Source organism: Pedococcus aerophilus, from assembly GCF_039532215.1.
Taxonomy (GTDB): domain Bacteria; phylum Actinomycetota; class Actinomycetes; order Actinomycetales; family Dermatophilaceae; genus Pedococcus; species Pedococcus aerophilus.
Genome location: NZ_BAAARN010000003.1, coordinates 400,004 through 423,737, shown reverse-complemented (window position 1 = coordinate 423,737; position 23,734 = coordinate 400,004). Strand labels below are relative to the sequence as shown.

Here is a 23,734-nt window from a genome sequence, read left to right as displayed (position 1 = left end):
GTGTGGCTACCGTGACAGGGTGAAACGCGCCGCCTCCGCCCTGTTCGTGGTCCTCCTCGGGCTCCTCGTCGTGGCGATGTCGGCCTCCGCAGCCCCGGCTGGCGCAACGACCTCGGCGGCCCCTGCCGGTGCATCGGCCGGGGTGCCGGCCGACAGCACGAGCTCCGGTGGGGAGGTCGATCCCTTGGGCGAGGTCCGGGCCGCTGAGCTGCCACCGACGATCAAGGTGGGGACGGAGGGGGTGTACCCGCCGTTCAGCTACCACGGTGGCGCGGGGAACGACCTGACCGGCTTCGACATCGACGTCATGAACGCGATCGGCGAGAACCTCGGCGTGAAGGTGGAGTACGTCGAGACGCCGTTCGACTCGATGTTCGCCGCGCTGGAGTCCGGGCGCTTCGACGTGGTCGCCAACCAGATCACCTTCAACGACGAACGCAACGCCCGCTACGACCTCAGCGACCCGTACGTCGAGACGACCGGTGTCCTCGTCGTCCGCAAGGACGAGACGCAGATCAAGACCATCGCCGACCTCAAGGGCAAGCGGTCGGCGCAGAACATCACGAGCAACTGGGCCGAGGTCGCCAAGGGGGCCGGTGCGACGGTCGTGCCGGTCGACGACATGGCGCTCGCCATCGACAACCTCGAGCAGGGCCGCGTCGACGCCCTCGTCAACGACAAGCTCGCGATCCGCAACTACCTGGCCACCAAGCCCGACGCCGGCGTCAAGGTCGTGGCCGAGACCGACGACGTCAGCCGGTCGGTGCTGGCCGCGAAGAAGGACTCGGGGTACCTCCCGCAGCTCAACCGGGCCATCGACGAGCTGCGCGCCGACGGCACCCTCGACACCATCTACGCCAAGTACTTCGGCGCCGAGGTGAAGCAGACCAGCACCTGGCAGATCATGAAGGACAACGCGTGGCCGATGGCCCGGGCCGCCATCACCACCACGATCCCGCTGACCGCGATCAGCTTCGCCATCGGCATGGTCATCGCGCTCGTGGTGGGCCTGATGCGGATGTCCCGACAGCCCGTGGTCTCCGGGGCCGCGCGCCTCTACATCTCCTTCATCCGTGGGACCCCGCTGCTGGTGCAGCTCTTCCTCATCTTCTACGCCCTGCCCCAGGTGGGGGTGAAGATCGAGCCCTTCCTCGCGGCGGTCATCGCCTTCAGCGTCAACGTCGGAGGGTATGCCGCCGAGATCGTCCGCTCGTCCGTCGAGAGCCTGCCCAAGGGGCAGTGGGAGGCCGCCTCCACGATCGGCATGGACTACACCACGACGCTGCGGCGGGTGATCCTGCCGCAGGCGGCCCGCACCGCCGTCCCGCCGTTGTCCAACACCTTGATCTCGCTCGTCAAGGACACCTCGCTGGCCGCGGTCATCCTCGTCAACGAGCTCTTCCAGGCCGCGAGGACAGCGGCCGCCCCGAGCTTCGAGTTCCTCGCGCTGTTCGGGATGGCAGCCGTCTACTACTGGGTGATCTGCCTCGTGCTGTCCTTCGTCCAGTCCCGCACCGAGACCCGACTGAACAGGTTCGTCGCCGCATGAGCACTCCCAGCCCCGCGCCCTCCAGCCCTGAGCCCTCCCGCCCCGCGCCCTCCAGCGGGGAGCACCTCGTCGTGGTCACCAACCTCCGCAAGTCGTTCGGTGACCACGTCGTCCTCGAGGACGTGTCGTTCACCGTCGATCCCGGGACGGTGACCTGCGTCATCGGTCCGTCCGGCTCGGGCAAGACCACCCTCCTGCGGGCCCTCAACGCCCTCGAGGTCCCCGACAGCGGCGTCGTCCGCATCGGGGACACGACGGTCGACTTCGCCGGCATCAACCCCGGGGCCCGTGGCCGGCTGCCCAAGGCCCAGCGCACCGAGCTGATGACGCTGCGCCGGCACAGCGGCATGGTGTTCCAGGCGCACCACCTGTTCCCCCACAAGACCGCCCTGGAGAACGTCACCGAGGGACCGGTCGTCGTGCAGCACGAGCCGGAGGCCGAGGCGACGGAGCGCGCTCGCCAGCTCCTGGACAAGGTGGGCCTGTCCGAGCACGCCGACAAGTTCCCGTTCCAGCTCTCGGGTGGCCAGCAGCAGCGCGTCGGCATCGCCCGCGCGCTCGCCCTGCGCCCCGACCTCGTGCTCTTCGACGAACCCACCTCCGCCCTCGACCCCGAGCTCGTCGGCGACGTGCTCGGCGTGATGAAGGCGCTGGCGGCCGAGGGCTGGACGATGGTCGTGGTGACCCACGAGCTGCGGTTCGCCCAGCAGGTGGCCGACCAGGTGCTCTTCATCGACGGCGGCCTCATCGTCGAACGGGGACGGCCCCAGGACGTCATCGCCAACCCCCAGCACCCGCGGACCCAGACCTTCCTCCAGCGGTTGCTCGAACCGATCTGACCGGTCGGCCCCGGTCTCGGGCCAAAGCCCGACGCGGGTGGGTTCGCGCTGCGGCGCGCGCCGACCTCAAGCGCGCAGGACGAGGCTGACCACGTCGACGAGCGCGATGGCGATCGAGGCGAGGAACGGCACCCGGCCACGCCCACCCACGGCGACCGCGGCGAGGGCGACGCACAGGCCCCCGGCGACGGCCGCCGACAGCGGCACCGGGCCGGGTGGACCGAGCACGGCGACGGCAGACCCGGCGAGCAGGACCAGGGGAGCCACGACCCGGACCGTGCCCGCACCGAGCCGTTGGGGCAGGCCGCGCACCCCCGTCGCCTCGTCGTCGGTGAGGTCGGGCAGGGCGTTGAGCAGGTGGGCTCCCACCCCGAGGACCGCACCGGTGGCGACCATCCACGCGGGTGGCCACGACGGCGAGGGCAGGGCCAAGCTGACGACCGCCGGGAGCGCACCGAACGCCACGGCATACGGGACCGCGGACAGGGGAGTCCGCTTGAGGCCGAGGTTGTAGGCCCACCCGGACGCCACCCCCAGCGCGAGGTGAACGAGGGCCGAGCGCCAGCCGCAGGCGAGGGACAGGGCGACGCACGCAGCGAGGGACACCGCCGTGGCGAGGCGCACCATGCGCTCGGGTACAGCCCCCGTGGCGACGGGCTTGTCGGCACGCCCGACCCGGCGGTCCCGGTCGGCGTCGACGAGGTCGTTGGACCAGCCGATCCCGAGCTGCCCGGCGGCTACGGCGGCCACGACCAGGGCGCCCGACCCCGGCGAGTGCCCGGCGGCGAGGGCGAGCAGGGCGGTGAGGACCGTGACGGCGACCGCCGGTGCGGGGTGGGCTGCGGCGAGCAGCCCCACGGCCGCGGCTGCCCGGTTCCTCCCGTCCCCCATACCCGCAGCGTAGGTGGCCCGGCCACCACCGGCGCATGAGTGAGGCGCGCAGGGGCCCGGCGTGCCTAGGCTGTGGAGGTGAGCCACCTCCTCTCCGTCCGCGGCACGCTCCCCGAGCACCGCTACGCCCAGAGCGAGGTCACCGAGGTCTTCGCCGACGTGCTCGCTCCCCACAAGCCGAATCTGCCTCTGCTGCAACGGGTCCACGGCAACGCGGGGGTCGAGTTCCGGCACCTTGCCCTGCCGCTGGACCGGTACCCCGAGCTCAAGGACTTCGGCGCCTCGAACGACGAGTTCATCCGCGTCGCCGTGGACCTCGGCGTGCAGGCGGTCGAGGAGGCCCTGGCCGCGGCCGGCCTGACCGTCCGCGACGTCGACCTCATCGTGTCCGCGACGATCACCGGGCTCGCCGTCCCCTCGGTCGAGGCGCGCATCGCCGCCCGGATCGGGCTGCGTGACGACGTGAAGCGGGTGCCGCTCGTCGGGCTCGGTTGCGTCGCAGGCGCGGCGGGGGTCGCGCGGGTCCACGACTACCTGCTCGGCCACCCGGGTGAGGTCGCCGTCCTCGTGTCGACCGAGCTGTGCAGCCTCACCGTCCAGCGTGACGACACCTCGATGGCCAACCTCGTCGCGAGCGGCCTGTTCGGCGACGGAGCCGCCGCCGTCGTGATGGTCGGGGCCGACCACCCGTCGCTCGGGCAGCGGCGTGATGACCCTGACCAACCCGCGCCACCGCGGGTCCTCGCCACCCGCAGCCGGATGTATGCCGACACGGAGCGGGCCATGGGGTGGGACGTGGGCGCGAGCGGACTGCGCATCGTCCTCGGCGTCGAGGTCCCCGACCTGGTGCGCGACAACCTGCGGGGTGACGTGGACGGGTTCCTGGCCGACCACGGACTGACCCGCGACGACATCGGCTGGTGGGTCGCCCACCCCGGTGGCCCCAAGGTGCTCGAAGCCATGCAGGACGCGCTCGAGGTCGACCGGCACGCGCTGGGCATGACCTGGGACAGCCTGGCCCGGATCGGCAACCTGTCGTCCGCGTCGGTCCTGCACGTCCTGGCCGACACCCTCAGCGACCGGCCGCCGGCCCCCGGCACCCACGGGATGCTGCTGGCGATGGGTCCGGGGTTCTGCCTCGAGATGGTCCTGCTGAACGCGCCGGGGGCCTGACCGTGTCCGTCGCACTCTTCGTCGTCCTCGTCCTCGCCGTCGGCCTCGAGCGGCTCGCCGAGCTCGTGGTGTCCAAGCGCAACACGGCGTGGGCGTTCGCGCGCGGTGGTCGTGAGACGGGGTTCGGCCACTACCCGTTCATGGTGGTGCTGCACACCGCGCTGCTCGTCGGCGCCGTCGTCGAGGTGCTCCTCGCCGACCGGCCGTTCCACGCCGCCCTCGGGTGGCCGATGCTGGTGGTCGTCCTCGGCTGCCAGGCGTTGCGGTGGTGGTGCATCCGCACGCTCGGGCACCAGTGGAACACCCGCGTCATCGTCGTCCCCGGAGCCGGTCGCGTGACGGGTGGACCGTACCGGTTCTTCTCCCACCCCAACTATGTGGCCGTGGTCCTCGAGGGGGTCGCCCTGCCGCTGGTGCACACGGCCTGGGCGACCGCACTCGTCTTCACCGTCGCCAACGCGGCGCTGCTCACCGTCCGGCTGCGTGCCGAGGAGCGAGCCCTCGCCGACCTCGACGCAGCGGTGCCGTCGTCATGAGCGCCCAGACCGTGGTCGACGTCGCCGTCATCGGCGGCGGGCCGGTCGGACTGGCCACCGCCCTCACGGCTGCCCGCCAGGGGCTGTCGACGGTCGTGCTGGAACCCCGCGAGGGTGCCATCGACAAGGCCTGCGGCGAAGGGCTGATGCCCGGTGCGGTCGCTGCCCTGGCCCGCCTCGGCGTCGAGCCGGAAGGTGTGCCGCTCAAGGGAATCTGCTACCTCGCAGGTAGCCGGAGCGCGCGAGCGGAGTTCCGCGACGGGGTGGGCAGAGGGGTGCGTCGCACGACCCTGCACGCCGCACTCACCGGGGTGGCCGGGTCCACGGGGGTCGAGGTGCTTCCCCTGTCCGCAGCCGACCTCGCCCAGGACGACCAGGGCGTCACGGTCGCCACCCACGAGCAGGGGCGCCGTCCGGGCCCGCCGGTGCGGGCGCGATACGTCATCGCCGCCGACGGGCTGCACTCCCCGGTGCGCCGCGCCCTCGGTCTGGAGGCGCCGACGCGCGGCCACGCCCGCTACGGGTTGCGGCTCCACCACGTCATCGCGCCGTGGTCGGACCACGTGGAGGTCCACTGGGGCCCGACGGCCGAGGCGTACGTCACGCCGGTGGCCCCCGACCTCGTCGGGGTCGCCGTCCTCACCCGCAGCCGCGCCGGCTACGACGCGCTGCTCGCGCAGTTCCCTGAGCTGATGGCCAGGCTCGACGGCGCGTCCGGAGTCGGTGGTGCCCTGCGCGGCGCCGGTCCGCTCCGGCAGCGCACGCGCCGCCGGGTGGCGGGGCGCGTCCTGCTGGTCGGCGACGCGAGCGGCTACGTCGACGCCCTTACCGGTGAAGGGATCGCCCTCGGCCTCGCGCAGGCGACGGCGGCCGTCGCGGCAGTCGGTGAAGGGCGTCCCCAGGCGTACGAACGAGGTTGGCGCCAGGCCACGTGGCGCTACACGGTGCTCACCCAGGGGCTCGTCCAGGCCACGCGGCCCGCGTGGGTGCGCCGGGCGATCGTCCCGGCCGCCGAGGTGCTGCGCCCGGTCTTCGCCGGAGCGGTGCACGAGCTGGGCAGGGTGCGATGAGCCTCGACCCGACTGCCGCGTCCACCACCACGAAGGACGGCGCAGAGGTGGTGGTGCTGCTCGACGAGGACGGCTCGGCCGTCGGCACCGCCCCCAAGGCGACGGTGCACACCGACCGGACCCCGCTGCACCTCGCGTTCTCCGCCTACGTCTTCGGCAGCGACGGCCATCTTCTGCTCACCCGTCGCGCCCTCGACAAGGCGACCTTCCCCGGCATCTGGACGAACTCGGTCTGCGGCCACCCCGCACCCGGGGAGGACCTCGCCGACGCGGTGCACCGCCGCGCGCGGCTCGAGCTCGGTGTCGAGGTCACGGGCGTGCGCCTCCTCCTTCCCGACTTCCGCTACCGCGCGGAGATGCATGGCGTGGTGGAGAACGAGCTGTGCCCCGTGTATGCCGCGTGGCTGGCACCCGGGGAACGGCTGCGGCTCGACCCCAGCGAGGTGCACGAGGCGACCTGGGTCGGGTGGAACGAGGTCTGCGAGGAGGTGCGGTTCGGGCTGCGCGCGGTGTCGCCGTGGTGCGCCCGACAGCTGCGGCTCCTGGAGGCCCGGGGGCCGGACCCGCGTCGCTGGTCCGAGGGTGACGCCGCGCTGCTGCCGCCCGCGGCTCGTACGGTGGGTGCGTGAGCGAGACACCGATCGCACCCACTCGTGACGAGGACGTGCCCGCCTACTGGCGCGCACTCGGCCTGCCGGGGCTGGCCGACATCCACGTGCACTTCATGCCGGAACCCATGCTGCGCAAGGTCTGGGACTACTTCGACCACGCCGAGGAGCACTACGGCATGGCGTGGCCGATCACCTACCGCAAGGACGAGGCCGGCCGCCTCGACGAGGTACGGTCCCTGGGACTGCGGGGCATCCCGGCGCTGAACTACGCCCACAAGCCTGGGATGGCGCAGTGGCTCAACGAGTGGGGCACCGAGTTCGCGGCGCGCATCCCCGATGCCGTGCACAGCGCCACGTTCTTCCCCGAGCCCGGGTCGGCCGACGTGGTGCGGGCAGCGCTTCGCTCGGGCGCGAGACTGTTCAAGCTGCACGTCCAGGTCGGTCGGTTCAGCCCGCTGGACCCCCTGCTCGACGAGGCCTGGGCGGTGCTGGCAGAGGCGGGCGTGCCCGTGGTGCTCCACGCCGGATCTGCCCCACTGGCAGGGGAGTTCACTGGCCCCGGGGCCGTCGCAGAGGTGCTGCGGCGCCACCCCGACCTGGCGCTCGTCATCGCGCATTTGGGGATGTCGGAGTACCACGCGTTCGCCGACCTCGCGGAGGCCCACGACCGGGTGCACCTCGACACCACCATGGTCGGCACCGACTTCACCAACCAGTTCGCACCCCTGCCGGACGACTACCTGCCCCGGCTGGCAGGGTTGGCAGACAAGGTGGTCCTGGGCTCGGACTTCCCGCAGATCCCGTACCCCTACGCCCACCAGCTGGAGGCCTTGCACCGCCTCGACCTCGGTGAGGACTGGCTGCGCAAGGTGTTGTGGCACAACGGTGCGCGGCTGATGGGCCTCAGCGGCTGACGCCGCCCGAGCCGAGCGTCACGTCGCGGTGCCAGGACTCGGTCCGGTACCTCGTCGCCCAGCCCATGGACACGTACAACCCGTCTGCGCCGGTGGGGGAGTCTGCGTCGACCTCGAGGTTGACGCGGTTGCGCCCGCGTTCGGCGGCGTCGCGGATCACGGTGTGCAGCAACGCCTTCGCGACACCACGGCCACGCGCGCGGCGGTGCACCCCGATGTAGTCGATGTAGCTGCCCTCCACGCCGTCGCCGTCGGGCGCGAGCACCGAGCTGACGATCGCCCCGCCGGGAAGCACCTCCCCGTCGGTCTCCACCTCGGCGATCCACCAGTGGTCCCACCGGTGGCCGGGGTCCTCCCGCAGCCGCTGGACGAACTCCGGGAAGCTCTCGCGGTAGGAGTTGAAGTGGTCGGCGAACGACTCTTCGAGCATCTGGTGCACCGTCTGGAGGTCGCCGGCGACGGGGAGGCCGTTCTCGTGGGTCGCCACGCGTCGCACGGTCACCCCGGGCTTGGGCCCGGACAAGACGCCTTCACCCGCCTCGGCGGCGGCGACGGGGCGTGACATCTGCAGCCAGGTTCGCACCTTCGTGTATGCCGCCGCGGCCAGCCAGCGGGCCTGGTCCTCGTCACCCACGTGGCGGCCGGAGTCGAGCTGCGTGCCGGGCAGTCCGCGCTGACCGGCGATGTCGAGGGCGGTGGCCTCCGACCAGGCGAACAGCGCCGCGGCGACGTCGTGCCGCTCGGGGACCTGAGGGTCCACGGTGAGGTCGACGACGGTGCGGCCGGCGGCACGGTCGTGGACGCGGACCCAGGCGCGGGCCTCCCCGCCGCCGTCGGTCACGAGCAGCTGCCGGCGCGTCCACGAGGCGTGGCCGGCGACCTCGAGGGCGACGGTGGTGTCGTCGACCGAGCTCGAGCCCCGGGTGGCCTCGTGGTGCCGGGCGACGAGGCGCACCAGCGCCGGGACGTCCTGGCTGGAAGGGACCCGCGTCGACCAGTCGGCAGGGAGGTCGGCGAGCGGGTCCACGGGGTTCACCGGCCCATCCTCCCAGAGCCGACAACGCCTCAGGACAGGGCGAGCTCGACGAGGCCGCCCGAGCCGAGCGTGCCGCTCGCGTACCGGAGCGCCTCCCACCGGTCGGCGAGGGCGTGGTCCGAGGCCGCCAGCGCCGTCTCGGCCAGGTCCAGCACGTCGACGAGCGCCCGGACGCAGCGCAGGTAGGCCAGCACCTCCGCGTCGAGGTCCTCGAGCGTGACGCCGGTGACCGGTGCGTAGCCCTCGAAGAACCACCGCACCTGCTCCTCGGTGATGGTGGCGTGGGAGAAGACGCCTCCGACCACGAACATCAGGTCGGCCTCGCGTGGTGCCACGACCGCGTCGTCCCAGTCGATGAGGTGGACCCCGCCGGAACCGTCGACGAGCAGGTTGCCGTGGTGGGGGTCGCCGTGGCACAGCACCGGCGACACCTGCGCCCACCTCCGGGAGTCGGACAGGTGCAGGGCCCGGTCGGCCACTGCGAGCAGTCGCGGCCCCTCCTGTGCCCACAGCACCGACACCGCGGCCACGGCCGGGTCGGCGGGGTGGTCGCGGTCGGCCCGGAGAAGGGCGTCGGCGAACGCCCGCGCCTGCGCCACGACCGCCGTGGGGTCGTGGTCCTCCCGCGGGACGGTCGCCAGCCCCGGTTCGGTCAAGGGGGTGGTGTGCAGCCTGCCGAGGAGCTCACCGAGCCGCGCCCACTCCGGCGGCGCCATACCGGTGTCGAGCACCCGGTGGCCCCGGACCCAAGGCACGACGCTGAGCCGCAAGCCACCACCGGGTGGGCCGCAGGACGCGGTGAGCGCGCCGTCGCGGGTCCGCAACGGCCCCGGCACGCCGACCACGCCACGCGAGGCCAGCAGGTCGGCCACGGCGAGACCGGGCTGGGGGCCGGAGCTGGTCTTGGCGGCATGCTCCCGGCCGTCGACCGTCACGACCCGCGCGAGGTCGGCGCGGGCATCGGCCCCGAGCCCGACGGGCTCGACCCGGGCCACGTCCAGCCCGAAGTCGCACCCGATCCACGAGCTCAGCGACACCGGGTCCACCTGCGCCACGCTAGCCGCGAGGCTTCGACAGGGCACCGGGGTTTCATCCGGGTTAGCGTCGAGGCATGGTCGACGTCATCCGCGAGTTCACTGTCCCCCGCCCTCCCCAGGAAGTCGTGGCCTACCTCAGCGACTTCTCCAACGCCGTCGCCTGGGATCCCGGCACCGTGAAGTGCGAGCGCGTCGGGAGCGGCCCGGTCCAGGTCGGGTCGACGTGGAAGAACACGTCCAAGGTCCTCGGCCGCGAGACCGAGCTCGACTACGTGCTCACCACCCTCGAGCCCGACCACGTGGTCCTCAAGGGCACCAACAAGACCGCGACCTCCACCGACGACATCACGGTGAAGCCGGACGGCTCCGGGTCGAAGGTGACCTACCACGCGCACATCGTCTTCAACGGCATCGCCAAGCTCGCCGAGCCGCTCATGCAGCGGGTCTTCGAGAAGCTCGGCGACGAGACCGTCGAGGGCATCACCCGCGAGCTCGGCCGCGGTCGGGTCGCCTAGCCCTGTCCCACCGACCGCCGCCGCCCGCCGGGTGGCGGCGGTCAGCTGTTGCCCGCCGCCTCGAGGGCGGCGATGTCGAGGCGCTTCATCGTCATCATGGCGCCGAACACCTTGGCGGCCCGCTCCGGGTCGCCGCTGGCGATCTCGTCCCAGTTCTCCGGGACGACCTGCCACGACAACCCGAACCGGTCCTTGAGCCAACCGCACATGCTCTCCTGGCCGCCGTCTGCGACGAGTGCGTCCCAGTAGTGGTCGAGCTCGGCCTGGTCCTTGACGTCGATCGTGATGGAGATGGCCTCGTCGAAGGTGAACTCTGGACCGCCGTTCAGCGCGAGGTATGGGGCTCCGTCCAGCTCGAACGCCACCGTCAGCACCTGCCCCTCGCGGTCACCCGAGCCGGCCGGGTAGTGCGAGATGGTGCCGATCCTCGAGTTGGGGAACAGCGAGGTGTAGAACTCGGCCGCCGGCTGGGCATCGGTGTCGAACCACAGGCACGGATAGGTACGGGGCATGACGGGCTCCTCGCTCCGGTGGGCGGGCCGGGTGCCCGCTCCTGTCCATTTGACCCGGGCCGCCACCAGAAGTCATCGGTCACCGCGGGGCGCAGGGGTATGCCGTAGCGTCGCCGTGTGCCCGACCCGCCCCCGACCGACGACCTCAGCGAGGCGGCCTCTGCCCACCTCGCAGAGGCGCTGCGCGCGGTCTACGGTGCCAGCCCCACCGACTTCATGGCGGTCCGCAAGGACCGTGTCGCCAGGGCGAAGGCCGACGGCGACGCCGCCGGGGCGAAGGCGATCGGTGCCCTGCGCAAACCGAGCATGGCTGCGTGGGCGGTGAACCTGCTCGCCCGTGAGGAGCCGGACCTCGTCGAGGAGCTCGTCGCCCTGGGGGTCCGGATGCGCGGTGCCCAGGGCCGCCTCGACACCGCGACCCTGACGTCGCTGCGCCCCGAACGTGACCGGGTCGTGGCCGAGGTCGTCGCCGCAGCGACCGCGGTGGTCGCCGACGCAGGTCGGGCTCTGTCGCCCTCGGCGCAGGACGACGTACGCGGCACGGTCATCGCGGCGCTCGCGGACGAGGACGCCTCGGCCGCGGTGACGTCCGGGCAGCTCACGAGGGCGTTGTCCTACAGCGGTTTCGGCGAGGTCGACCTCTCTGAGGCGGTCGTGCGGACGTCGTCGGGCTCCATCCTCTCGGTGGTCCGGGACGGCGGTCCCGCGTCCGGAGCGGGCGCCGGCCCGAGCAGCACCACCGGTGCCGACGGGCCGCGCCGGGGCGACGCCACGGACCCGACGGACGACGCCACCGAGTCCGACGCCGCTGACGACGCCGGGCCCACCGCACAGGAGCAGCTCGCTCATGCCGAGGCCGAGCTCGAGGCCGCGACGAAGGCTCACGCCAAGGCAGAACAGGCCGTCGCCTCGGCGAGGGAGCACGCCGACGACACCCGTGACCGCATCGCCGTCGTGGAGCGCCAGCTGGCCAAGGCCCGCGAGGCCGACGAGCGGGCCCTTGAGGCGGTGACCGACGCGGTCCGGGCGCGCAAGGCCGCGGAGGCCGCGCGCCATACGGCCCAGGCGGAGCTGGACCGGCTGCGGGCGGCGACGGACTGACGTCACCGGGCCGCGGTCACGCCCGGGTGGTCACCAGCCCCAGCTGCCCGGGATCCCCTTGAACGGGCCGACGACGCGGTCGGTGATCCAGCCGCCGTAGAAGCCGCCCTCCTGCGGTCGGACCACCTCGTCGTTCACGACGCAGCGGTCGACCGCGGCGGGCATCACGGCGACGGCACCCGCGATCACCTCGAACCCACGGGTGGGCTCGGCGTAGAACCAGCCGGCGCGGGGTGCGACCCGTCCACCGCCGACGAGGTCGAGGTAGGAGGCCATGCCCTTCCACTCGCAGTACGACGAACCGTCGGCAGGGCGCAGCGCGCCGTCGACGAACGCCTCGCGCGGCAGGTAGTAGGTCGGCGGGTGGCTGGTCTCCAGGACCCGCCAGGAACGCGTCGTCAGGGCGATGCGCTCGCCGCCGACCCACACCTCGACGGAGTCGGAGGACTGCTCGACGCGCGGGGGCCGGGGGTAGGACCAGACGGACTCCTGCCCGGGGCCGACCGGATCGGGCTTCGGGTGACCGCTGAACATCGCCATGTCCCCACGCTAGGTCGTCCGCGACCCGATCGCCCTGCCGGGGACGCGCGGGCGCAGTAGCGTGACCGGAGGGTCGCGAGCGCGACTCACCCTCTCCGCCCGGAGGTCGACCATGGCACCCACTCCCGACGAGTCGTCCGCCGACGGGATCGACGCCGCCGCGACGCCGAGCGGCACCGGCTGCGTCGAGTGCCTGGCCTCTGGTGGCTGGTGGGTGCACCTGCGCCGGTGCGCAGCCTGCGGCCACATCGGGTGCTGCGACAGCTCGCCCAGCCAGCACGCGAGCCACCACTTCGAGGACACCGGCCACCCCGTGATCCGGTCGTTCGAGCCCGGCGAGGACTGGTTCTGGGACTTCCGCTCCGGCTCGGGGTTCACCGGCCCCGCGCTCGCCGACCCCCAGCACCACCCGCTCGACCAGCCCGTCCCGGGTCCCGCCGGCGCGGTGCCTGCGGACTGGGCCGACCACGTCCACTAGTTCGGCCGACCCGGCCGACCCGGCCGACCCGGCCGACCCCGGTTGACGCCGAAGCTCTCCCACCCCCTGCCTGCTCAGGGTCGACCCTGAGGTGACTGGTCACAGTGGGGGTCGATCTGGGTACGAGCCCCGATGCGTCACCCCGCTCCCGGCCGCCAGAGTCCAGCCATGGCCCTCCACCTCGGACTGCTCCCGCCGCCGGCGACGACCGCACCACTGCGGCGTCCGACCGCGCGGGACCAGGCCGCCCGCCGCGCGCCGGGGGGCGGTCGCGGCGGGAGGAGGGCCGCCAAGCTGCTCGTCTCCGGTGCCCTGGCGACCGGCATCCTCGCGCTCGCCCTGCCGAGGGTCGCCGGTGCCCAGTGGGACGACATCGCGCACGCCCTCGCCTCGCTGTCGGTGGCCCACCTGCTGCTGCTCACGCTCGTGTGGCTCGCCGGACTCTGGGCGCACACCCCGGCCCTCACCGCCGCGCTGCCCGGCCTGTCGCACCGCCGGGCGCTGCTGCTCAACCTCACCGGGAGCTTCGTCTCCAACCTCCTGCCCCTCGGCGGCGCCGCCGGCACCGTCGCGAACTGGCGGATGGCGCGCTCCTGGGGCTTCGCCTCGCCGGCCTTCGCCCGCTGGGCCCTCGTGACGAACCTCTTCGACACCACCCTCAAGCTGGCCCTCCCGGGGGTCGCGCTCCTCTGGCTCGCCGCCGCCGGGGTCGAGGCCGGCGGAGCAGTGGGCACCGCGGCCTACGTCGGGCTCGGCCTGCTCACCGCGGTCGTGGTCGTCCTCTGGTTCCTGGCGCGGGATGACCGGACGGTGACCTTCCTCGGCCGCCTTGCCGATCGCATCGCCAGTCGGGTGCGCTTCGTGCGCCCCCCGGCCGAGGGGTATGCGGCGCGAGCTGCGGCGTTCCGCCGCGACAGCGCGGCGCTGATCGCCTCGGGGTGGTGGCGGATGGCCTTGGGCAAGATCGCGTATGCCGCGCTGCAGGCGGTGCTCCTCTGGCTCTCGCTGCGGGTGCTCGGCTCGTGGGTGAGCCCGGCCGTGGTGCTGGCGGCGTTCGCGGTCGAGCGGATCCTGTCGATGGTCGTGATCACGCCGGGCGCAACCGGTCTCGTGGAGGTCGGCATGGCAGGGGTGCTCGTGGCCCTCGGGGTGGATCCGACGATGTCGGCCGCCGGGGTGCTGCTCTACCGGGCGTTCACGTTCGGGATGGAGATCCCGGTCGGTGGCCTGTCGATGCTGGCCTGGTCGTTGAGCCGCCGCACCGCCCTCACCGCCTGACAGCTGGTGTCGGACCACGTTCCTAGGCTGGGGCGATGACCTCCGACCCCGTGGCCGCCCGCGCCCGCGAGCTGCTCGCCGCCGACCGGGCCACCACCCTGGCGCGGCTCGGCGACCTCGAGGCAGATGTCGCGCTCATCGTCGAGGCGTCGCAGGACTCGAACGCCGACGACGAGCACGACCCGGAGGGCGCCACGATCGCCTTCGAGCGCGCCCAGACCAGCGCGCTCGCCTCATCGGCGGTGGCCCACCTGCGGGAGATCACTGCCGCGGAGGCCCGCCTCGACGACGGGACGTACGGCGTGTGCGAGCGGTGCGGCGACGCCATACCGGCCGGACGGTTGGAGGCGCGGCCGACGGCGCGCACCTGCGTCGCCCACGCCGCCTGCCCCCGCTGAGCGGCGGGGTGGTCAGCGGAAGGTGCGCAGCCGCAGGCTGTTCGTCACGACGAACACCGACGACAGAGCCATCGCGCCGCCCGCGAGCATCGGGCTGAGCAGTCCCGCCGCAGCGAGCGGGATCGCGGCGACGTTGTAGGCGAACGCCCAGAACAGGTTGCCGCGGATCGTCGACAGCGTCCGTCGGGCCAGGCGGATCGCGTCGGCGGCCACCCGCAGGTCGCCGCGCACGAGGGTCAGGTCGCTGGCCTCGATCGCCACGTCGGTGCCGGTACCCATGGCGAGACCCAGGTCGGCCTGCGCCAGCGCGGCGGCGTCGTTCACGCCGTCCCCGACCATCGCCACCACTCGACCCCTGTCCTGCAACGCCTTCACGACGTCGACCTTGTCCTGCGGCAGCACCTCGGCGTGGACGTCGTCGATGCCGACCAGGCCGGCGACGTGACGGGCAGCGCCCTCGTTGTCGCCGGTGAGCAGCACCGGGGTGAGGCCCAGGCGACGCAGCTCGGCCACGGCCTCGGCCGACCCGTCCTTGACCGTGTCGGCGACGGTGACGACTCCGCGGGCGCGCCCGTCCCAGGCGACGACCACGGCCGTGGCGCCACGCGACTGCGCCGAGGCCATGGCGGCGGTGAGCTCGTCCGGCACCGTCACCGACCAGTCGGCCAGCAGCCGGGGTCGCCCGACCAGCACGACGCGCCCCTCGACCTGACCGCGGACGCCGAGCCCCTGCTCGTTGGCGAAGTCCTCGACGCCGGGCAGCGTGCCAGCCTGGTCGAGGGCCTCGCGGGCCGCGGCAGCCACCGCTCGGGCCACCGGGTGCTCGGAGGCGTCCTCCAGCGCCCCGGCGAGGCGCAGCACCTCGGCTGCGTCCTCACCGGCCGCGGGGACGACCTCGTCGAGCGTCATGCGTCCGGTGGTCACGGTCCCCGTCTTGTCGAGCACGACGGTGTCGACGCGACGGGTGGACTCCAGCACCTCGGGTCCCTTGATGAGGATGCCGAGCTGGGCCCCGCGGCCCGTGCCGACCATGAGAGCGGTCGGCGTCGCCAGCCCGAGGGCACAGGGGCAGGCGATGATGAGGACGGCCACCGCGGCCGTGAAGGCGGCGGTCCACCCACCGCCGGCACCGACCCAGAACCCGAGGGTCGCGACAGCCAGGGCGATGACGACGGGCACGAACACCCCGGACACCCGGTCCGCGAGCCGCTGCACCTGGGCCTTGCCGTTCTGGGCGTCCTCGACGAGCCGGGCCATCTGCGCGAGCTGGGTGTCGGCACCGACCCGCGTGGCGCGGACGACGAGCCGGCCGCCTGCGTTGACGGTGGCGCCGACGACGCGGCTGCCCGGACCGACCTCGACGGGCACGGACTCGCCCGTGACCATCGACGCGTCGACCGCTGACGTGCCGTCCTCGACCTCGCCGTCGGTGGCGATCTTCTCGCCGGGGCGCACGACGAACCGCGTCCCCACCACGAGCTCCGACACGGGCACGCGCACCTCGGTGGCAGCCGCACCCTCGCCGCGGAGCACCGAGACCTCCTTGGCGCCCATCTCGAGCAGTGCCCGCAGCGCAGCACCCGAGCGACGCTTGGCGCGCGCCTCGGCATACCGTCCGGCGAGCAGGAACGCCGTCACGCCCGCAGCGGCCTCGAGGTAGATGTTGCCCGCGCCGTCGGTGCGTTCGATGGTGAAGGAGAACGGGTGCGTCATGCCGGGCTCGCCGGCCGTGCCGAGGAACAGGGCGTAGAGCGACCAGCCGAATGCCGCGATGGTCCCGACCGACACGAGGGTGTCCATCGTGGTCTGGCCGTGGCGCAGGTTGGTCCACGCCGCGCGGTGGAACGGCAGCCCGCCCCACACCACGACGGGTGCGGCCAGGACGAGGGACGCCCACTGCCAGTAGCGGAACTGCCACGCCGGCACCATCGCCATCGCGACGACCGGGACCGCGAGCAGTACCGACACGAGGAGCCGCTGCCGCAGTGCCGCGGTGGGGTCCACCTCGACGTATGGCGCGCCGTCACCGTCGCCGGCCGGGTCCGGCTCAGGAGGGAGCTCGGCGGTATAGCCCGTCTTCTCGACGGTCGCCACGAGGTCGGCGGCGGTGACCGTGTCGGGGAAGGTGACCTTTGCCTTCTCGGTGCTGTAGTTGACCGTGGCCGTGACGCCGTCGATCTTGTTGAGCTTCTTCTCGATCCGCGTCGCGCAGGACGCGCACGTCATGCCGCCGATGACCAGCTCGACGGCGCTGGTGGGGGCGCTGTCCTCGGAGCGGGTCGTGGAGGCCGTGGTGCTCGTGCTCGTCGTGTGGGTCATGGCGTGCCTCCGGCGGCGTCGAGGGTGAACGCCGCGGTGTGGACGGTTCCGGCGACCTTGAAGTCGAGGAAGGCCCGGTAGCGGCCGGGGCCGGGTGGCTCCACCCGGAAACCGACCGTGGCCCCGGATGCCGAGTCCCCAACGGTCGTCGCGTGGACGGGGTGGGCGTGCGCGTAGGCGAGGTCGCCCTCACGCAGGACCACGAGGTGACCGTCGGCGCCGAGGTAGGGCTCGAGGTCGACGGGGCGACCGCTGTCGTCCGAGACGGCGAGGTCGAGCCGCTGGGCCGTCGCCGGGTCGAGCGACCCGGTGAGCTGCACGGCATACCGGTCCGCCGTGGTGGTGCGCGCAGGTGCGGGGAGGGCGACGGGAGAGTAGTCGCCGGGGACGGCGAGGTCGGTGCCGAGCACGAGGCCCTCCGTGTCGCCGTCGGGGTCGAAGTCGGCGAACATGCGCCACTGCCCGGGTCGGCCCAGGTCGAGGCTGACCGACCAGGTGCCGTCGGCGGCCATGGTGGGGTGCACGTGCTGGAAGCCGGACAGGTCGCGGCGCACGACGACGAGGTGCAGCTTCTTCTCATGGGCGGTGGTGAAACCCGTGACCGGGCGACCATCCGGGCCGAGGACCTGGAAGGTGACGCGGGCAGCCTTCGACGCAGCGAGGGTCGTGGCGCCAGGGACGAGCCGGTACCCCTGGTCCGTCGAGCTCAACCCGGCGGGCGTGGCCGAGGTGCCGCCGCCGGGGTCCTGGTGGGTGTCGGTGTGCTGGTCGCCCTCAGAGGCGTGGCCGCCCGGATCGGCGGGGTGGCCGTCCGTGGACATCTCCGTGTGGGGTGCCGGGGCAGCCACCGTATCGAGCGGGCCGACGAGCCGGCCCGCTCCCAGGGCTGCGCCGAAGGCGACGACCAGACCCGCGCCGAACGCGCCGACGCGGGTCGCGGTGTTCACGTGGCCAGGCTGTAGTCGCCCGCCTCGTCGAGCGCGGACGTCACCTCAGCCGGGGTGAGCTCGCGGTCGGCCGCGACGGTGACGGCAGAGGTGCCGCCCGCGACGAGGTCGACCTGCACGTCGCTGACGCCGTCGAGGGCCTTGAGCTCCTCGGTGACGGCGCTGGCGCAGTGGCCGCAGGTCATGCCGACGACGTCGAAGGTCTGGGTGCTCATGGGGTGCTCCTGTGGTTGGGCTGGCTGGGACGTGGGGTTCGGGGCGGGCCGCTGTGGGGCCGTCAGGAACGGACGAGGCGGGCGATGGCGTCCGAGGCTTCGCGCACCTTCTCCTGCGCCTCGGGCCCGCCCTTGCGGGCGGCGTCGACGACGCAGTGCGACAGGTGCTCCTCGAGCAGCTCGAGCGAGAACGACTGCAGCGCCTTGGTGGCCGCCGACACCTGGGTGAGGATGTCGATGCAGTACTGGTCCTCCTCGACCATCCGCTGCAACCCGCGGACCTGACCTTCGACGCGACGCAGCCGCTTGAGGTGGCTGGCCTTCTCGGAGTGGTAGCCCGGGTGCGCATCGCTCATGCTCATGCCCAACACCATACCCCCCTATGGTATTCCGTCACAGGGTGGGCGGAACGCCGAAGAGCCGCCCCGCGTGCACGGGACGGCTCTTCGGACGACGTGATCGGTCAGCGCATCGGGTCGAACGGGCGCAGCTGGTCGACCTGCTTGCCGGTGACCATCGTCTGCGCGAGCAGGCGGCCGGTGACCGGGCCGAGGGTGATGCCCCACATGCCGTGACCACCCGCGGCGAAGACGCGCGGCGACCTGGTGGCACCGATGAGAGGCAGGCCGTCGACGGTGCAGGGGCGCGAGCCGACCCACTCGTCCTGGCGGTCATCGAGGTTGGCGCCCTTCAGGAGCGGGCGGGCGGCCTCGGCGATGGCCTGGATGCGGCGCTGGTCGAGAGCCGCCTCGGGCTTGCGGAACTCCATCATCCCCGCAACGCGGAGGCGGTCGCCGATCGGCGTGCAGGCGACTCGCTGGGCGGGGAAGTAGACCGGGCCGTTGGGCACGTGGTCGATCTCGACGGAGAAGGAGTAGCCGCGGCCGGCCTGGACGACGTTCTTCACGCCGAACTGGCGGGCGAGCTTGCCGAGCCACGCACCGGTCGCGAGGACGGCGGCGTCGAACTCCTCGACCGATCCCTCCGCCGTGGTGACGACCACGCCGGCGCCGGTGTCGCGGATGTCGGCCACCGTGGCGGCGTCCATGATCTTGCCGCCGCGCTCGCGGACGGAGTCGGCGAGCGCGTGGACGTAGGAGCCCGGGTCGATGAAGCGCTGGCCCTTGAGCAGGATCGCCGCGCCGATCTCGTCGGACAGGCTCGGCTCGATGGCGCGGGCCTGGTCGCCGGTGAGGGCCTCGAACTCGATGGCCTGGCCGGCGGCGTGGATGTGCTCGATCTCCTCGAGCAGGGTGACCCGCTCGGTCTCGGTGCGGTACGACGCGAGGAACGACTTCGCCTCACGGGTGTCGGCCTTGACGCCACCGTCGCGCAGGAGGTCGAAGCTCTCCAGCGACAGGTCGTTCACGGGCACGAGGGACCCCATGGCCTTCTTCCAGGCCTTCATCGTCGAGTTCTTCGTGAAGCCCGTGACGAACTTGAGGAACTTGGGGTCGGCGCTCGGCGGCACGTAGACCGGGGACGAGGGTGACAGGACGGCGCGGATGCCGTACTTGAGGACGGCGGGCTCCGGGAGGGGCGTCGCGATGCCCGGCGTCAGCCAGCCGGCGTTGCCCCAGGAGGAACCGGCGGCGACCCCCTCGCGGTCGAGGACGGTCACCTCCACTCCGTGCTCCTGGAGGAACCAGGCGGTGGACAGACCCACCATGCCGGCGCCGACGACGGCGACGCGCTGGGGGACGGGGAGACCGGCTGCGGTGACGGTGCGGGAGGAAGCCATGCGTCGATGCTCGCGCTCGCTGATAGAGGCTGCACCGGGCCACGAGCACAGAAGTAGACGCCACAGTTGTGCCACCGGCACAAACCCGTGGGACAGTAGGCGTGTGCTCAGCGTCGCCGACCTCACTGCCACCCTCGCCGGGCTGCTGACGCTCGGGGTCGACCCGGCCGGCGCCGAGGTCGACGACCTGACCATCGCCGAGCCGGGTCATGGCGTGGTGGGCCAGCCGGCCGACCTGGTGCTCGGCGTCGGGGTCGAGACCACCGAGGCGGCGGTCGCCCTCGTCGAGGCCGCGGCTGCGGCCGGCGCGGGTGGGCTGGTCCTGCGCCGGAGCCTGGCCACCCGCCGCCAGGTGCGCGACCGCGCCCGCCGGGAGGGGCTCGCCCTGGTCGGACTGGCCGAGCAGGCCTCCTGGGCGCACGTCGTCTGGCTGCTCCGCGGGGTCATCGACCGGGCGGGGGCCACGACCGGGGGACACCGGGGCGACGTCCCCGTCCAGGACGACCTCTTCGCGCTCGCCGACGCCGCCGCCGCCCTCGTCGACGCCCCGGTCACCATCGAGGACGCCCAGTCCCGGGTGCTGGCCTACTCCTCGCGCCAGGACGTGACCGACCCGGCGCGCGTCTCCACGATCGTCGGCCGCCGCGTCCCGGACGAGGTGCTTGCCAGCCTGCGTGCCCGAGGCGTCTTCCGGCGGCTGGCCCGGTCGAGCGAACCCGTCTTCGTCCCCGCCGACCCCAACGGCACGCTGCCCCGACTGGTCGTGCCGGTCCGCGCCGGCAGCGAGTGGCTCGGGTCGATCTGGGCCGTCGTCGAGGACCGGCCCCCTGCGCACCTCGTCGCCGAGCTCGTCCAGACCTCCTCCGTGGTGGCACTGCACCTGCTGCGCCTGCGGGCCCAGGCCGACCTGTCCCGTCGCGTCGCCGCCGACCGGTTGCGCGGAGTGCTCTCGGGCAGCACCTCCGGGGCCGGCGGGTGGCTCCCGCCGGGTCCGTGGCGGGTGGTCTGCCTCGGCGGTGAGGGTGGGGCCGCCCGGCTGCTCGACCTCTGGGAGTCGGTGTCACGGCGCCACGCGTGGAACCAGCCCCTGCTCGCCGACCTCGACAACCGGGCGTATGCCGTGGTGCGCGACAGCGAGGACCCCTCGCCCGGGACGTGGGGCTGGCTCACCGGCGTGGTGGAGCGGGCGCGGGGCGAGTCCCTGGAGCTCACCGCGCGCGCCGGGCGCACGGCACACACCGTCGCCGAGTTGGAACGGTCGAAGGCCGAGGCGCTCGAGGCGGAGCGCGTCGTCGGTCCGGACGCCGAGCCGGCCACGCTGGTGCACGAGGACGTGTGGGCGCAGGTGACGGTCGAGCGGGCGGCGGCGACGCTGCGAGGGGCGGACGTGCTCGGTCCGCTCGACATCCTGGTCGCGCACGACCGGGAGCACAGCAGCGACCACCTGGAGACGCTCGCCGCGTGGCTGGACCATCCTGGCGCGCCGGGCCGGGCGGCCCGCTCGATCCACGTGCACCCCAACACCATGCGCTACCGGATGAACCGCATCGCCGACCTCGCCGGGCTCGACCTCGACGACCCGGTGGTGCGGCTCGCCCTGCGGCTGCAGCTCGCCGCCCTGCTCGACACCACCGGCGCAGCGCCGGCGCAGAGCACTGCCTAGGGTGGGGCGATGACGAACCGCGTGCTCGGTCTGGTCCAGGCAGGCGGCCAGGGGAGCCGGATGGATGTCCTGACGAGGGAGCGTGCCAAGCCCGCGCTGCCGTTCGCCGGGTCCTACCAGCTCATCGACTTCGCGCTGTCGTCGTTGGCGCACAGCACGATCAGCGACGTCTGGGTGTCGGTGCAGTACCAGGCCGGCTCCCTCGACCCGCACCTCGCAGGAGGTCGGCCCTGGGACCTCGACCGGACCCGCGGTGGCTACCGCCGCGTCGTGCCCGAGCAGGGTGACGGCTCGCGCTCCGAGAGCGGGTTCTCCCTCGGCAACGCCGATGCCCTGCTGCGCATGCGCGACCAGATCGAGGCGTTCGGCGCGGACCAGGTGGTGGTCATCAGCGCCGACCACGTCTTCCGGTGCGACCTGGACGCCGTGCTCGCCCTGCACCGGGAGCGGGAGGCCGAGTGCACCATCGTCACCGCCGAGATGACCAAGGTGGAGGCCGCCCACCAGGCGGTCGTCACCGCCGGTGCGGACGGCCACGTCACGGGCTTCGACTACAAGCCGACGAGTCCTGCGTCCGGGGTGGTGGCGACCGAGGTGTTCGTCTACGACGCCGTCGTCCTCCTCGAGAGCCTCGACGCCCTGCGGGCCGACCTCGCTGCGAGCGGTGAGCTCGACGAGGACGGCCTGGGTGACTTCGGTGAGCACCTGCTGCCCCGACTGGTCGGGCGAGGGCAGGTGTGGGCGGCCCCGATCGGCGGCTACTGGCGCGACGTGGGCCGACCCGAGTCGTTCCTCCAGGCGCACCGCGACCTGCTCGCCGGACGGGTCGATGTCTTCGACGACGCCGACCGGCCCGTGCTGACGCGGTTCCCCGAGCTGCCTCCCGCGCTGGTGCGCAAGGGTGCCCAGGTGGTCGACAGCCTCGTGTCGCCGGGGTGCGACGTCGCCGGTGAGGTCGTGCGCAGCGTGCTGGGCCCGGGCGTGAAGGTCGCCGCGGGGGCCCGGGTGGAGGACAGCGTGCTGTTCGCCGGCGTGGTCGTCGAGGGCGGGGCGAGCGTCGCCACGAGCGTCCTCGACTCCGGCGTGGTGGTGGGGCAGGGGGCCGTGGTCGGTGCGCTGTCGACCCGCCGCAAGGCCACCGACGACGAGATCACCCTCGTGGGTCGTGACAGCCGCGTGCCACGACGGGCCGAGGTGGCCGCCGGCGCGAGGCTCGAGCCCGGCAGCACCGCCTGACCTCAGCCGTCGACCCAGTGGTTGTCGTGGTACCTCATGAACTCCTCGCGCTCGGCGTCGGTCATGGTCTCGCCCGCCGCCACCCTGGCCAGCCCTTCGAAGTAGCCCTCGCGCGGTGCCCCGGGCGCGAAGTGCAGGAGCATCGACGCCTCGGCCCCCGAGTCGTTCCGGAAGCCGTGCAGCCCACCGGCAGGCACGTGGAGGTAGTCGCCCGGCCGGGTGACGCGCCAGGCGGCCCCGTCGTAGACCGTCACCTCGCCGGAGAGGATGTAGAACGACTCGGTGAGGGTGCGGTGGAAGTGGGCGTCGGGGCCACTGCGACCAGGGGCGAACTCCCAGCGGTAGAGCCCGAACAAGCCGCCGGTCGACGCGCCCGTCGACAGGTAGTGCACCCGGTTCCCGTTGGGGTAGGTCAGCTCCGGGCCGGCGCTGCCTGCGCGCACCGTGGCGCTCACCTCTCCGTGCTCGCCGTCGTAGAGCGGCGGTGGGTAGCTCATGTCCGACATCTTCACCACGGTCCGCAGGGAGCGGCAAGGGGGCGGGAGTGACCAGGTCACTGAACGCGCTGTGCGGTCAGTGACGTGGTCACTCGCGGCCACCCCCGGGGGGCGCCGGTGGGCTACCGCCGGATCAGACTGCCGCGGGACTGGGCAGGCGGTGCAGGGCATCGACGAGCGGGGCCAGCTCGGGCACGTCGGCCGCCGACTGCAGCGCCTCCTCGAGCACCCGGTGGTGCGTCGGTCGGGCCTCGTCCAGCAGCGCCGATCCCGAGGGCGTGAGCTCGGTGTAGATGCCACGCCGGTCGTCGGCGCACAGGATCCGGGTGATGAGGCCACGGTCCTCGAGCCGGTTGACCAGGCGGGTCGTGGCGCTGCTCGACAGGGCGGCAGCACGCGCGAGCTGCGACATCCGCATGTGCCAGCCGTCCTGGCGGGAGAGGGCGTCGAGGACGGTGAACTCGACGACCGACAACCCGTGCCCCGAGGTCAGCTCGCGCTCGAGGGCTCCCTCGATGTGGCCGTGCAGGGCGGCGAGGGTGCGCCAGCCCTGGGCGCGGATCTCGACGGCGTCATCGGCGATTCCCATAGCCCGATTCTAGCCCGCCTTTGCAATAACCCGCGCGTGCAACTAACTT

Annotated in this window: 26 protein-coding genes; 14 read left to right on the top strand and 12 right to left on the bottom strand. The window is 73.0% G+C overall.

Annotated elements, in window-relative coordinates; translation table 11 throughout:
- Positions 1-19: 19 nt before the first annotated feature.
- Positions 20-1,549 carry an ABC transporter substrate-binding protein/permease gene (locus ABD286_RS14125; RefSeq protein WP_344194552.1) on the top strand — a complete coding sequence of 510 codons (1,530 nt, stop codon included), beginning with the start codon at positions 20-22 and terminating at the stop codon, positions 1,547-1,549.
- Positions 1,546-2,388, top strand: coding sequence for an amino acid ABC transporter ATP-binding protein (locus ABD286_RS14120; protein ID WP_344194550.1), 843 nt, complete (start codon positions 1,546-1,548; stop codon positions 2,386-2,388). The genes ABD286_RS14125 and ABD286_RS14120 overlap by 4 nt, the downstream gene beginning before the upstream one ends.
- Before the next feature lie 66 nt (positions 2,389-2,454).
- On the opposite strand, the gene ABD286_RS14115 is transcribed toward ABD286_RS14120, so the two are convergent.
- A complete protein-coding gene (locus ABD286_RS14115; protein WP_344194548.1) occupies positions 2,455-3,279 on the bottom strand; it encodes a UbiA family prenyltransferase in 825 nt (274 codons plus the stop codon).
- Between the two features lie 78 nt (positions 3,280-3,357).
- Between ABD286_RS14115 and ABD286_RS14110 the strand changes: the two genes are divergently transcribed.
- From ABD286_RS14110 to ABD286_RS14090, 5 genes are read left to right on the top strand one after another with little or no spacing between them, the layout of a single operon-like run.
- A complete protein-coding gene (locus tag ABD286_RS14110; RefSeq protein WP_344194546.1) occupies positions 3,358-4,452 on the top strand; it encodes a type III polyketide synthase in 1,095 nt (364 codons plus the stop codon).
- Between the two features lie 2 nt (positions 4,453-4,454).
- Positions 4,455-4,988 (top strand): isoprenylcysteine carboxyl methyltransferase family protein, encoded by a 534-nt coding sequence (locus ABD286_RS14105; RefSeq protein WP_344194544.1) that lies wholly within the window; start codon positions 4,455-4,457, stop codon positions 4,986-4,988.
- On the top strand, positions 4,985-6,058 hold the full coding sequence (locus ABD286_RS14100; RefSeq protein ID WP_344194542.1) for an NAD(P)/FAD-dependent oxidoreductase: 1,074 nt from the start codon (positions 4,985-4,987) through the stop codon (positions 6,056-6,058). Before ABD286_RS14105 ends, ABD286_RS14100 begins: the two co-directional genes overlap by 4 nt.
- Positions 6,055-6,687, top strand: coding sequence for an isopentenyl-diphosphate Delta-isomerase (idi, locus tag ABD286_RS14095; protein WP_344194540.1), 633 nt, complete (start codon positions 6,055-6,057; stop codon positions 6,685-6,687). The genes ABD286_RS14100 and idi overlap by 4 nt, the downstream gene beginning before the upstream one ends.
- Entirely contained in the window at positions 6,684-7,583 is a 900-nt protein-coding gene (locus tag ABD286_RS14090; protein ID WP_344194538.1) for an amidohydrolase family protein, read from the top strand. Before idi ends, ABD286_RS14090 begins: the two co-directional genes overlap by 4 nt.
- Here the strand turns inward: ABD286_RS14090 and ABD286_RS14085 are convergent.
- Positions 7,573-8,619: a GNAT family N-acetyltransferase gene (locus tag ABD286_RS14085; RefSeq protein ID WP_344194536.1), complete on the bottom strand. Its 1,047-nt coding sequence runs from the start codon at positions 8,617-8,619 to the stop codon at positions 7,573-7,575. The two genes, ABD286_RS14090 and ABD286_RS14085, sit on opposite strands and share 11 nt — an antisense overlap.
- Positions 8,620-8,648: 29 nt before the next feature.
- Positions 8,649-9,665, bottom strand: coding sequence for a phosphotransferase enzyme family protein (locus tag ABD286_RS14080; RefSeq protein WP_344194534.1), 1,017 nt, complete (start codon positions 9,663-9,665; stop codon positions 8,649-8,651).
- A gap of 65 nt (positions 9,666-9,730) precedes the next feature.
- Between ABD286_RS14080 and ABD286_RS14075 the strand changes: the two genes are divergently transcribed.
- Positions 9,731-10,171 carry an SRPBCC family protein gene (locus tag ABD286_RS14075; RefSeq protein WP_344194532.1) on the top strand — a complete coding sequence of 147 codons (441 nt, stop codon included), beginning with the start codon at positions 9,731-9,733 and terminating at the stop codon, positions 10,169-10,171.
- A 41-nt stretch (positions 10,172-10,212) separates the two neighbouring features.
- Here ABD286_RS14075 and ABD286_RS14070 read toward each other — a convergent pair whose 3' ends face one another.
- On the bottom strand, positions 10,213-10,683 hold the full coding sequence (locus ABD286_RS14070; protein WP_344194530.1) for a VOC family protein: 471 nt from the start codon (positions 10,681-10,683) through the stop codon (positions 10,213-10,215).
- Between the two features lie 117 nt (positions 10,684-10,800).
- Between ABD286_RS14070 and ABD286_RS14065 the strand changes: the two genes are divergently transcribed.
- Entirely contained in the window at positions 10,801-11,784 is a 984-nt protein-coding gene (locus tag ABD286_RS14065) for a hypothetical protein (RefSeq protein WP_344194528.1), read from the top strand.
- Positions 11,785-11,814: 30 nt separating this feature from the next.
- Here the strand turns inward: ABD286_RS14065 and ABD286_RS14060 are convergent, their stop codons facing one another.
- Positions 11,815-12,324 (bottom strand): DUF427 domain-containing protein, encoded by a 510-nt coding sequence (locus tag ABD286_RS14060; protein WP_344194526.1) that lies wholly within the window; start codon positions 12,322-12,324, stop codon positions 11,815-11,817.
- A gap of 112 nt (positions 12,325-12,436) precedes the next feature.
- On the opposite strand from ABD286_RS14060, the gene ABD286_RS14055 reads away from it, so the two are divergent.
- The 3 genes from ABD286_RS14055 (at position 12,437) to ABD286_RS14045 (ending at position 14,478) form a co-directional block, all read left to right on the top strand.
- Positions 12,437-12,802, top strand: a complete 366-nt coding sequence (locus tag ABD286_RS14055) for a UBP-type zinc finger domain-containing protein (RefSeq protein WP_344194524.1) — start codon at positions 12,437-12,439, stop codon at positions 12,800-12,802.
- A 168-nt stretch (positions 12,803-12,970) separates the two neighbouring features.
- Positions 12,971-14,080 (top strand): lysylphosphatidylglycerol synthase transmembrane domain-containing protein, encoded by a 1,110-nt coding sequence (locus tag ABD286_RS14050; protein WP_344194522.1) that lies wholly within the window; start codon positions 12,971-12,973, stop codon positions 14,078-14,080.
- Positions 14,081-14,115: 35 nt separating this feature from the next.
- Positions 14,116-14,478 carry a TraR/DksA family transcriptional regulator gene (locus ABD286_RS14045; protein WP_344194520.1) on the top strand — a complete coding sequence of 121 codons (363 nt, stop codon included), beginning with the start codon at positions 14,116-14,118 and terminating at the stop codon, positions 14,476-14,478.
- Positions 14,479-14,490: 12 nt separating this feature from the next.
- Here the strand turns inward: ABD286_RS14045 and ABD286_RS14040 are convergent, their stop codons facing one another.
- The 5 genes from ABD286_RS14040 to ABD286_RS14020 form a co-directional block, all read right to left on the bottom strand.
- Positions 14,491-16,797, bottom strand: coding sequence for a heavy metal translocating P-type ATPase (locus ABD286_RS14040; RefSeq protein ID WP_344194518.1), 2,307 nt, complete (start codon positions 16,795-16,797; stop codon positions 14,491-14,493).
- Positions 16,794-17,744 carry a hypothetical protein gene (locus ABD286_RS14035; protein ID WP_344194516.1) on the bottom strand — a complete coding sequence of 317 codons (951 nt, stop codon included), beginning with the start codon at positions 17,742-17,744 and terminating at the stop codon, positions 16,794-16,796. Before ABD286_RS14035 ends, ABD286_RS14040 begins: the two co-directional genes overlap by 4 nt.
- Entirely contained in the window at positions 17,741-17,959 is a 219-nt protein-coding gene (locus ABD286_RS14030; protein WP_344194514.1) for a heavy-metal-associated domain-containing protein, read from the bottom strand. Before ABD286_RS14030 ends, ABD286_RS14035 begins: the two co-directional genes overlap by 4 nt.
- Before the next feature lie 62 nt (positions 17,960-18,021).
- Positions 18,022-18,321, bottom strand: coding sequence for a metal-sensitive transcriptional regulator (locus ABD286_RS14025; protein ID WP_344194512.1), 300 nt, complete (start codon positions 18,319-18,321; stop codon positions 18,022-18,024).
- A gap of 101 nt (positions 18,322-18,422) precedes the next feature.
- Positions 18,423-19,700, bottom strand: a complete 1,278-nt coding sequence (locus tag ABD286_RS14020) for an NAD(P)/FAD-dependent oxidoreductase (protein WP_425565388.1) — start codon at positions 19,698-19,700, stop codon at positions 18,423-18,425.
- Between the two features lie 103 nt (positions 19,701-19,803).
- Here ABD286_RS14020 and ABD286_RS14015 point away from each other — a divergent pair, with 103 nt between their 5' ends.
- Together ABD286_RS14015 and ABD286_RS14010 are read left to right on the top strand one after the other, a co-directional pair.
- A complete protein-coding gene (locus tag ABD286_RS14015) occupies positions 19,804-21,363 on the top strand; it encodes a PucR family transcriptional regulator (protein WP_344194508.1) in 1,560 nt (519 codons plus the stop codon).
- 9 nt (positions 21,364-21,372) lie between these two features.
- Positions 21,373-22,599 carry a glucose-1-phosphate adenylyltransferase family protein gene (locus ABD286_RS14010; RefSeq protein ID WP_344194506.1) on the top strand — a complete coding sequence of 409 codons (1,227 nt, stop codon included), beginning with the start codon at positions 21,373-21,375 and terminating at the stop codon, positions 22,597-22,599.
- A 2-nt stretch (positions 22,600-22,601) separates the two neighbouring features.
- On the opposite strand, the gene ABD286_RS14005 is transcribed toward ABD286_RS14010, so the two are convergent.
- Both ABD286_RS14005 and ABD286_RS14000 read right to left on the bottom strand, forming a co-directional pair.
- Complete coding sequence (locus tag ABD286_RS14005; protein WP_344194504.1) at positions 22,602-23,096, bottom strand: cupin domain-containing protein; 495 nt, start codon at positions 23,094-23,096, stop codon at positions 22,602-22,604.
- 133 nt (positions 23,097-23,229) lie between these two features.
- The gene (locus ABD286_RS14000; RefSeq protein ID WP_344194502.1) at positions 23,230-23,685 is read right to left on the bottom strand and encodes a MarR family winged helix-turn-helix transcriptional regulator; all 456 of its coding nucleotides are present in this window, start codon (positions 23,683-23,685) and stop codon (positions 23,230-23,232) included.
- Between the last annotated feature and the right edge of the window lie 49 nt (positions 23,686-23,734).